At 49.1% G+C, this 7,266-nt stretch carries 7 protein-coding genes; 3 read left to right on the top strand and 4 right to left on the bottom strand.

What is annotated here, in order from left to right; translation table 11 throughout:
* A partial coding sequence (locus tag R5H23_RS14460; RefSeq protein WP_317215883.1) for a 3'-5' exonuclease occupies window positions 1–430 on the bottom strand: 430 nt, incomplete at its 3' end.
* A 717-nt stretch (window positions 431–1,147) separates the two neighbouring features.
* Here R5H23_RS14460 and R5H23_RS14455 point away from each other — a divergent pair.
* Genes R5H23_RS14455 through R5H23_RS14445 form a run of 3 tightly spaced genes read left to right on the top strand, consistent with a single transcriptional unit; the run spans window position 1,148 to window position 3,256 of the window.
* The gene (locus tag R5H23_RS14455) at window positions 1,148–2,188 is read left to right on the top strand and encodes a hypothetical protein (protein WP_317215882.1); all 1,041 of its coding nucleotides are present in this window, start codon (window positions 1,148–1,150) and stop codon (window positions 2,186–2,188) included.
* 7 nt (window positions 2,189–2,195) lie between these two features.
* The gene (locus R5H23_RS14450; protein ID WP_317215881.1) at window positions 2,196–2,609 is read left to right on the top strand and encodes a hypothetical protein; all 414 of its coding nucleotides are present in this window, start codon (window positions 2,196–2,198) and stop codon (window positions 2,607–2,609) included.
* Window positions 2,606–3,256, top strand: coding sequence for a hypothetical protein (locus R5H23_RS14445; protein ID WP_317215880.1), 651 nt, complete (start codon window positions 2,606–2,608; stop codon window positions 3,254–3,256). Before R5H23_RS14450 ends, R5H23_RS14445 begins: the two co-directional genes overlap by 4 nt.
* 146 nt (window positions 3,257–3,402) lie before the next feature.
* Here the strand turns inward: R5H23_RS14445 and R5H23_RS14440 are convergent, their stop codons facing one another.
* The 3 genes from R5H23_RS14440 to R5H23_RS14430 all read right to left on the bottom strand — a co-directional run.
* Complete coding sequence (locus tag R5H23_RS14440; RefSeq protein ID WP_317215879.1) at window positions 3,403–5,628, bottom strand: site-specific integrase; 2,226 nt, start codon at window positions 5,626–5,628, stop codon at window positions 3,403–3,405.
* Window positions 5,629–5,632: 4 nt separating this feature from the next.
* On the bottom strand, window positions 5,633–6,664 hold the full coding sequence (locus R5H23_RS14435) for a tyrosine-type recombinase/integrase (RefSeq protein WP_317215878.1): 1,032 nt from the start codon (window positions 6,662–6,664) through the stop codon (window positions 5,633–5,635).
* 56 nt (window positions 6,665–6,720) lie between these two features.
* On the bottom strand, window positions 6,721–7,266 hold a 546-nt coding region (locus tag R5H23_RS14430), incomplete at its 5' end, for a UvrD-helicase domain-containing protein (RefSeq protein WP_317215877.1).

Here is a 7,266-nt window from a genome sequence, read left to right as displayed (position 1 = left end):
GGGCGGGCTGATTGACGATCCGGCGGAAGGCCTCGTCTGACTGCCGCTCATACGGAAAACATGTCAGACGCAGGAAGGCCAGCGCGTCCTTGACCACGCCGCGCTGCCAGAAGGCGGTATCATTGACCAGCTCATACGGGATCTTTGCGCGCAGCAGAGACTCTTCCAGCAGCCGGGAGAGATGGTTGAAGCGATAGAGCACCGCCATGTCCTCGTAAGGCACGCCTTCCAGGGCACGACGTCCGATCTCGGCAGCAATCCCGGAGGCCTCGTCCTGACTGCCGGTATGCCGCAGAATATCCACTGGCTCCCCATCTCCGGACGCGGTATACAGTGTTTTCTCCAGCCGGTTGGTGTCGTGAGAAATGACTGCGTTGGCCGCTGACAGGATATGACCGGTCGAGCGGAAGTTCTGCTCCAGGGCAATCATGCGTCCGGTCGGAAACTCCTTGAGAAAGCTTCGGATAATCCGGACATTGGCCCCACGCCAGCCGTTTATGTGGAATACAATTTTTCAACTCAAAATTACGCTCTAAAGGCACGTTTTGCAGGAAAGCAGCAATTCTGCTCCTCAACAAAGCGATAAGACAAACCGTCGCCCAGAAGTGGACCCGTTTGTTCGGACAGTGTTGTGGGCGTGACAACTTATAGCCGATTGTTGTACCGCCATTTTGACGGTGTCGCTGTGAGCCAATCTTTACGTGAAGTGTCTCCACCTCGGCCAAACTTGCCGCCGCCTCTGGCGTCTGCTTCCCAGAGAAAACCGTCGCCATACCCTCAATCACTTAGGGCTACCATTGTCTAATGCACACCGTGCTTTGACGACAACTCCGCCAGTTCTGCTTCCTTCGGGTCGCCTCCAGAGCAATACGAGACCTGAACTAACCCGAATACTGTTTCAGCATAACCTTGCCCATAGATCCGTCCTCTCTCAGGCCGGTCTATAGCTGAATCCCCTGGCAAAAAAACGAGGGCCACCTCTCGACGATTTGTCAGACAAAATAATTGTTGTTCAAACGCCTGATAAGGCTACATGCATAATACAGATTTATATAGCGCATATCGAAGCATGATTGCCAGCGCTTACCCTAACGGGTATCAAGGTTGGAATGTATTTTGAATAAAGCCAATCATTAGGGAATGAAAGATGAGTCTGTCCCAAGTAGTCCATTCAATGCGCCGACGAATTCCTTGGGAAGTAGGCAAAACGATCATAAAAGAAATTGGTCTTTCTACGGGGCGTGGTTGGGATAAGACTGCTCATAAACTCTTGGAAGATCATCTCGTCGCTTCAAAAGAAACTCCTCTGCGCCTCGCGCTTGAAGAGCACATTCTTTGTGGAGAAAAATCTGTACGGTTTTATCAATTGGAAAACGACGATATGGATTTGATTCGTCAGTTTTCGAAAAGTTGCGAAGTAGAAAAAAGCCCTTTTTCAGAATATTTCCCGAACCTGGTTCCAGAGGATGATCTTTCAGCTTTACGTCCTCTGGGAATTAATGTCGTAGCAGTCAGAAACTACCCAGATGCCTCAGCAATTATACTAGGATCGGTTCGATCGGTTCAACATCGTCAGCTCTTAACAAGTGATGATTTTCCCGACGCTACAGAAACCATCGAAAAGTTCGATGAAGTAGTAGGCATGCGGCTTCAGCATTGGGAAGCCTTAGACGTCATTTGGGTACCAAATACAGGTAACCGCGTCAGTGTCAGAGTAGACTTCCCTCCTGGCACGAGCCATGAAGTCAGTGACATAGCGCACAATCAGATTGCTCACAAAATTAGCAATAGCATTGGGAAAGAATTATCCTTTGTACCGTTGGATATGTTTGGGTTGATCAACAGAATATATCAAGATTCTACGGAAGGAAGAGTCGTAGAACTAGCATTTTCCACCAATACTGCGTCTTCCAAACACGAGAAAATGCGCCTTAGACATCTAGATTTACGTGAGGAGAATTATCATGTTGCCGGGAAAAATGGTCTGAATGCTCCTATAGAACCTTTCCGCTTAGCGGTGGAGTGGGACTTGTATTCTGCAAATCAATTCCTAGGACGGCCAGAGGCTCTCTTTTTGGGATCGTCTAGATCGTCCATGCTTTCTGATGTGATCATCCGCGGATGTCGCGGATTTTCAGATTATGCTAATGTTCAAAGCCGCTTAATACATCACATGGAGGTAGTGTAATAATCACGTGAGGCAGCAACTAAATCATATAAAGAGCGAGTTAGACCACTGGCCAGAAATGCCTGCGCGTCATATTTGCTCAAAAATCATTGATTTCGTTGAAGAAAACCCAATTTCTCAATTAGAGATGTTGAGCATGAGAACCCTTGCTCATATTTCTAATGAAAATTCGATTGATAGAGACCTTATTTCTGCGATTCTAATTTTATCTTCTTCTTTAAATGTTATTGAAAGAAGATTTCTTTATTTTGCAGCAGATAAAAAAGAATACCCATTATCCGAAGAAGATTTTAATGAAGCTGAAAAATTGGGGACAATAATAGATCCTTCTACTGGGACAGAAGTGGAATTATTAGAGAATAATATATTTATATATTACACAATTTCCAATAAAATTAGACTATTGAAAAATTCAGCATGAGTGTTGCATCTCATACCACCATTGAAGAACTTCGTTCCATTTGCACTGATGCACCTATGCAAATTCTTTTTAGAAGTCTACTTTGCTGTACATATGATGATTTTTGTGAAATTTGCGATGATGCAGTGGGTTGGGCCTCCCAGGAAATATCTAGAAACCCACAGTTAAAACAAGGGAGATCTGAAGACGAATTAACTCTGGATATAGTTGGGTACCTGAGGGCTATGGGATTTTCTGCTTCTCACGATACAATGACCGGTGGACACTCAGACATTTTAATCGAAAAAGATAAAAAATTTTTATGGTGGGGCGAAGCAAAAATACACCGAGATTACGATTGGCTTTTATCCGGATATGATCAATTAAGCACTCGTTACATGACGGGCGCTTTAGATCAAAATAGAGGAGCTCTAATAATTTATAATTACGGCTCTAGATCAGATTCGGTTATCGGTTCATGGAGAGAATACCTAGAATATAATGTTGATGGAATCACGATTAATTCTTGCCCAAAAGACAATAATTCTTTTATTAGCTCGCATATCCATAGTGGTACAGGCGTGGAGGTCAAAATCAGGCATTCAATAGTAAGTCTGTACCGAGCTCCTGCACCAAAAAGAAAAGGGAAAAAGCCGCCAAAAAAGTGAATTCTTGAATAATATGACGCAAGTAGTCCTGATTATATTGTTTTATACAAAGTCACGAAAGCCACTGTTGGCATTATGGTAAGTTACCCGTTCCAAAAGCCCAGCTAGCGTTTCTGTTTGGGATTGGTCTCCAGCCACGTCACAGATTACTTTAATTTTGAAACTGGAGACGACGCCAGCGCCCCACTCGTCGCCGAAATCTCGCCAGGAGTTCGACCATCTGGCGTCGGCTTATCACGAAGTTTGTTCAACATTCCTTCCAACGCTTCAACGTCTCCGGACACGGCATCCCGTTCCTCTGGACTTAACCAAACTTCTTCCAGTAAGCGATTGGCCGCTTGCTGAGCGGCCAGAACAACCCCTTTGGCGCTTGGTTTTGGGATATTAAAATAACAGCGTGCACAGGCCATGCGATGCGGACAGGTACTCCAGAACGCATTGCTACAGTAAGAGTCACCCAAATCGTAGTACTTCCAGGGCGCCCCGTCTTTCGGTGCGCCTGCCGCAATAACCTCCTGATCAATAACAATTTCGATCATCCGTGCCGCCTGATCCGCCTTGGCAAACGCGCTGGCTAATTGCGTAGGCTTTGACCGAACATAGCTCATGGTCGATTGAACGGACGTATGGCCACACCATTTTGCCAGATCGAATATTGTCATGCCTTGTGGAACACTCGCCAGCATAGACACAGCGGAGGCCCGTCCACGGTGACTTGTAATGCGGCCTTTACTGTCCTCAAGCGGAATACCAGCCTTTTTGCACAAAAGCGGAATAACCGTTTGATTTAAAACTTCCTTTGCAATCGGTCTATTTCGAAGTTGAAAAAGAAAATGCACATGCTCACCGGTTCGGCGATCAAGATGCTTATGGGGAGATGCACGTTTTTTCATCCAGGCTGCAATGTATTTATGAACCGCGTGACTGACCGGCTTTGTGTATGCAACCGACGTTTTGCCTTCTGGAACATCAAGCCAGCAGACCTGACCTGCCGGAACGACGTTGCCAGACTGATCGATCACATCTTCTGATTGCTCACGCGTGCAACCAACCCGAAGTCGGGCGATCTCATTGCTCCGGAGGCCTGCATGTGTCCACACCACGGCGATGGCCTGCAACAGAGCGAATGGATAGAAACAGTCAGGAGAAAGATCAGCTGGTTCAATGTTGAGACTGGCCCAGGTCAGTTTCAGCCAGGCTGCATCATCTATGGTTCTGGGGTTTACCCCAAGATATTTCGCAATATTCCTCGGTGTCGCGAGATGGTAGCGCGGATTACATCTGAGCCGCGCCCATTCCCAACTCTGAATATCAGATAAAAACCGACGCATTACCTGATAATAAGCGACTTTCGTCGGCGCCTGCAGAGGCTGGCCAGCGGTTGGGATAAGCCGATAATCAAAGGTCGATCCGCCCCAACCGCCGACGTGTAACTTGTCGACGGCGGCGAGATAGTCAGCGCATACCGATACCGTCCATTGTTCTGGTCCCGTAACTTCCGGGTGCTCCCGACTCAGCCAGATCCCGATACGGGTCAGTGTGTTATAGACCGCTCGCCTCGATCCTTCCCGCAGGGTTGTTGTTTCCAGCCAGCGTCGGCACCATGTCATCCATTCGGGATTGATATTGTCAGTTTCAGTTCCGTGACGGGGTGGATATGCCCGAAAATGGATGACTTTTGATGTCAGCCCCATCGCCGCCAAACCGTTTGACAAAATTCCAATCCGGTTGGCGACGTGATTTCCCGCGTAACACTCGCGTGTATATTCCAATATCTCTCTGTTGAAACTTTCAAGTTTTGGGTTCTCGCCTTGCAGCGCAACTGCCGCAAATATTGATGGTACCAGCGGCCGCACGGTCTGACAGACAAAGCCGACACGGGTCAGGGCCGAGAACAGTCGCTCACATTCTGTATCAACGATCTCCGCCCCAAAAACCAAGCGGGCGACAACAGCCGTCGCAACATTCCGTTGGATTTTGTACAGGCTTCGAAAACCACAAAGAAGATAAGCTACCGCAATGATCTGCGGTACAATTCCAGTTTTTTTCAGAACAGGGCTGTTATTGATAATCTCAACCCAGAGGTCTTCACTCCAGCCCCAATACGGTGCTTCCTGACGTGCGACTTCCAGGAGTAAATACTTCAGGGCACGGTGACTGTTAGCGCGGTCAAGGTTACTGCGATACAGGACGTCCGTCAGAGGCTTGCGAAGACGTGGCGCCTGCCGTCTCGTAATAATAAGATGCTCTTCTTTCCAACGTCGGACAAGTTTTAACTCGTCTTCCGATAAGGTCACCCGTCTATCGTAGTCTTCGAGATTAATGTGGAATTTGTATTCGGATGGGACGTGAGGAACGTGAGATTCTGCCACTTTTCTATCCTCCGAAGACCCTGTTACCAAGCTTCATATCCATCTGTTCGACTGAGTTTGCGATCTTGCGAAGCAGATCTTCACCGGAAAGATGGATATAGAGTGTCGTGCTTTGAACATTGCGATGCCCGGCATAGGTCGCAATATCATGTAGACGCCAGCCAGCACGGGCCAGATGCGTCAATCTCAGGTGACGCAATGTGTGCGTACTGAACAATGGCATATCAGCCTGGAGAGCAAGACGTCTGACAGTTTTGCTCCATGACCACTTCGTAATAGGCTGCCGAAAGTTCCGATCTGACTCAGATAGAAACAGGGCCGCTGAATGGGTCGCCGCGTTGCGCCTCTGATGCAGATATACCGCCAACACAGGACAGAGCGCCGCTGAATAACAAACCACACGCGGGCGGGCGCTTTTACTTGTTTCAGCCCGAATGGTGAGCAGACGTCTTGCAGGGTCGATATCCGAGACGCGCAAATTTACTAATTCTTCTCGGCGCAATGCACCGTAATACGCCAGCGCAAACATGAGACGGTTTCTCACCGTTTCCTGTGCGACTACTTCTTGCAAGCGTCCCCATTCTGGATCGGACGGCAAATGGGGCAACAGCTTGGAACGACGTACCAAACCATATCGAAATCCGACATGTTCAGAGAATGGACCCCGTCCTACAACAGCCTGCCCGCGCGGCGCTGGGTTTCGATGAATGATCCCTTCAAAAACCAGATGGTCATACCACAGGCGAACGGCGGACAAACGCTGATGCAGCGTGGCATTGCTTACTGGCGGGCGAACGGAAAGAAGGGGAACCGCCTCCCCACGCAGATACCGTACGAACAGAGCGACCTGAGCCAAAGTCGCGGCCTCAGCCGGTATGCCTACTGCTGTGCAAAAAGACAGATACTGATCCAGACCTCTGGCGTAGGCATCAATGGTCGCGGGTGAGCGCCCAAGATTATCGAGTAGCGAGAGCCACAAGCATCCTTGCTGGTTCTCGGAAACCTGCGGATAACGTGACCAGTCTGGAACGGGCATGACACACCCTTTCTTGCTGCTACGGCATCACTCTAAATCAATGCATTCCAATTAACCTATAAAATCGACTGCGCATCGTCGCCGACAACGAAGAGCTCGTTGTGGTCTTTGGACAGGCATTTCAGCCAGAGAAACTGGAGCCGGTTAACGTCCTGGAACTCATCGGCCAGCACGCAGTCAAACCGGTCCGCCCAGTCCCGTCTGTAGCGTTCGTCGCGGAGCATGGTCACGGTAGGCCACAGCAGCAGGTCTGCAAAATCCGCGCGATTGCTTTCGCGCAGCATCGCCTGATACGCAGGATAGAGCACGGCCGCATCCCGCCAGACCATGATGTCATCGCCTTCGGTGATGGCATCCGTCGCAATCCGTCCCTCGACCCAGGCCACGGCATCCGGGGGAAGAACCATGTTTTCCTTGAGCATGGCGATGTGCGAGCTGACGGACTTCACACGCTTGCGAAACGTCTCTCCGTCATCGGCATTCATGACGCCTGCTTCAATCGCCTTTTCCAGGAGCCTGCGCACGATCTTCGTGGAGAGATCGAAGAACCGTTGATTGATGCGTCTGGCTCCTGATTTCAGAGTTTTGGCGTGCTGATTGAT

This window comes from Gluconobacter sp. GP1 (assembly GCF_032913585.1).
GTDB classification, from domain to species: Bacteria; Pseudomonadota; Alphaproteobacteria; order Acetobacterales; family Acetobacteraceae; genus Gluconobacter; species Gluconobacter cerinus.
Note: the sequence above shows the minus strand (reverse complement) of the source record. Positions and strands in the feature narration are given on the sequence as shown.